At 70.3% G+C, this 2351-nt stretch carries 3 protein-coding genes; 2 read left to right on the forward strand and 1 reads right to left on the reverse strand.

Annotated elements, in window-relative coordinates:
* On the forward strand, positions 1-913 hold a 913-nt coding region (locus WCJ52_RS12785), incomplete at its 5' end, for a fatty acid--CoA ligase family protein (protein WP_336903686.1).
* Between the two features lie 11 nt (positions 914-924).
* Positions 925-1419: an SRPBCC family protein gene (locus WCJ52_RS12790; protein ID WP_336903687.1), complete on the forward strand. Its 495-nt coding sequence runs from the start codon at positions 925-927 to the stop codon at positions 1417-1419.
* Positions 1420-1489: 70 nt separating this feature from the next.
* Here WCJ52_RS12790 and WCJ52_RS12795 read toward each other — a convergent pair.
* The coding region (locus WCJ52_RS12795) for a phosphotransferase (RefSeq protein WP_336903688.1) at positions 1490-2351 on the reverse strand (862 nt) is incomplete at its 5' end.

The following is a 2351-nucleotide window of genomic DNA, read 5'->3' on the forward strand; positions in this document are numbered from 1 at the left end:
CGTCACCAGCGCCAACGCCATCTTCCTGCAATGCTACCGGGCCCAGCGCGCCATGGTCTGCATGTACAAATGGGACGCGGAACTGGCGGCCGAGATCATCGAGCGCGAGAAGGTCACCAGCTTTACCGCCCCGGCAGCCATGACCGGGGACCTGGTGCGCGAGGCCAGGCGGACCTCCCGGGATCTCTCCAGCCTGCTGACCGTCGGCGGCGGCGGGGCGCCCCGGGCGCCCGAGCAGGTGGCGCAGATCGGCTCGTCCTTTGCCCAGGCCATGCCCAATACCGGCTGGGGCATGACCGAGACCAACGCCATTGGCACCGGCATCGGCGGCGAGGAATACCTCAACCGCCCGGCCAGCTCGGGCCGCTGCTCTGCAGTGCTAGAGCTGAAAATCCTCGACGAACAGGGCCGCACCCTGCCCGCTGGCGAGCGGGGTGAGCTGCTGATCCGCGGGACCAGCTTGTTCCAGGGCTACTGGAACCGCCCCGAGCTGAACGCCGAGATCTTCGAGGACGGCTGGTTCCGGACCGGCGACGTCGCCTATCTGGACGACGAGGGCTATCTGTTCATCGTCGACCGTATCAAGGACCTCATCATCCGGGGCGGCGAGAACATCGGCTGCGGCCAGGTGGAGGCGGCCCTGCTCAAGCATCCGCACATCCACGAGGCGGCGGTCTACGCGGTGCCGGACGAGCGGCTGGGCGAAGAGGTGGGCGCCACGGTCCACGGCGATCCGGGCCTCGACACCGACGAGATCCGTGACTTCCTCAAGGATCACCTCGCCCGGTTCGAGGTGCCGCGCTACATCGACATCTCGCCGGAACCCCTGCCCCGCATCGCCTCGGGCAAGATCCTCAAGCGCAGCCTGCGCGACGAGGCCGCCCGCCGTCTCGCCGCCGCCCCGAAGACCTGAAAGGCTCCTCCATGAAGCGCTTCCTTGCCACCGCCGCCCTCGCCCTGGCCCTTCCGGGTGCCGCCCTGGCGGCCAGCCCGGAATACGCCGTCATCCAGATGAGCCAGCCGGTGGACCGACCGGCGGCCGAGGTCTGGAAGAAGGTGGGCGGCTGGTGCGACCTCGGCGTCTGGATGAAGATCGACTGCAAGGTTACCCAGGGTGACGGCGGTATCGGCTCTGTCCGCTCCATCGCCGGTGGCCGGGTCACCGAGATCCTGGTGGCGCGCACCGCCCTGTCCTACGGCTACACCCAGCCCCCGGTGGAGGGCCGCCCCTACGACCTCTACCACGGCTTCGTGGAGGCCCGGCCGGTCACGGCGAAGACCTCTGTCCTGGACTACACCCTGATGTACGACGTCTCCGGCCTGCCGGACGCCGCCGCCCGCAAGGCCGACATGGATCGTCGCCGGGCCATGTTCGAGGGTGCCCTGCGCAACATGAAGGCCCTGGCCGAAAGCAAGTAACCGCCGCTGACCCCCTCACCCGGCTTTGCCGACAGCTCCCCCTTGCGGGAGCAATGACGCCGTCCGGCGGTCATTCGGCCAGGAGGGCTTGGCAGCGCCGGCGGACCTGAGCGATCTGGCTCGGCAGCCAGTTGCCAGGGTCGATCTCCGGACGCTCGTGCAGCCAGCCCAGTTGGACGAGGCCGCGCACCAGCAGGAAGAGGGGCAGCTGCGCCGCCTCGGCCTCCGGCAGGTTGCGCACCTTTCGGTATCCGGACAGGAAGGCGTCCCTGACGGCCGCGAAGTCCGCCGCGGCCTGTTGGTGCGTGAGGGCCACGGCGATGTCGTACATCCGCCAGCCGAAGGCCGCATCGTCGAAGTCGATGATGGCGAGATCATCGCCCCGAACCAGCAGGTTCCCGGGATGGAGGTCGGCGTGGATCATGCCGAACACCGCCGGGTCCTGGGGCAAGGCGGAAAGGCGGGCGTACAGGACCTTCCGAGCCGCGAGGACAAGGCTGCGGTCCTCAGCTGTCAGGGCTGGGTGATCCCAGAAGGGGCCCCAGCGGGGCGCCGGGCCCATCAAGCCGTCGGCGTCCAGGCGGCCGCGGGCGAAGCCAGGCGGCGGGGTCCAGGTCTCGGACTGCAGGTGGGTGCGGGCGACCAGGGCGCCAAGGCGGGTGAACCAGCCGGGCCGCTCCGCCGCCCGGGCGGAGTCCTTCAGGAGACCGTCCAGCACCTCGCCGTCGATCCAGCGGGTCACCCCGGTGAGCCGGACCTCGCCCGTCGTCTCGACCGGCTGCAGGACAAAGGCGCGGCCGTCCCGGGCGGGCAGGGGCTCGGGCACCGCCAGGCCTGCGGCACGCAGGGCGGCTGTCCAGACCCGCTCTGCCTCCAGTTCGGCCGCCGAATTGTAGCCGGGCCGGTGGAGGCGCAGGACCCAGTCCTCGCCG

This window comes from Phenylobacterium sp. (genome assembly GCF_037138395.1).
Classification (GTDB): domain Bacteria; phylum Pseudomonadota; class Alphaproteobacteria; order Caulobacterales; family Caulobacteraceae; genus Phenylobacterium.